The organism is Shigella sp. FC1967, from assembly GCF_001743005.1.
In the GTDB taxonomy this organism is placed as follows: Bacteria; Pseudomonadota; Gammaproteobacteria; order Enterobacterales; family Enterobacteriaceae; genus Proteus.
Map to the genome: position 1 here is coordinate 1 of NZ_MIIZ01000231.1, position 262 is coordinate 262.

The window sequence follows — 262 nt, forward strand, 5'->3', positions numbered from 1 at the left end:
CGCTTGGTTTTCGTCAACAATTGCACGAGAGAGTTTGTGTTGAAAATCAGCACGGGCATTGGCTACCCCGTTCGTGTACACCTGCAAGCTGTATTCGGGCTTTACGGCGATTAGCACTCCCTTTTTGCTTGCGAGATAAGGCTTTTTGTTTTCGACGTAGGTTACGGCTGGCATTGATAAGGTGGCGCGGATTAGCAATCTTATTGCCGTCTGATTTGATGGCGTAATGACTTAGCCCCACATCAAGCCCCGTGATATTTGA

At 48.1% G+C, this 262-nt stretch carries 1 pseudogene; it reads right to left on the bottom strand.

Annotation, left to right across the window (positions count from 1 at the left end):
• Window positions 1–262 (bottom strand): annotated as a pseudogene (locus BHE89_RS02155) (transposase); the annotation flags it as partial.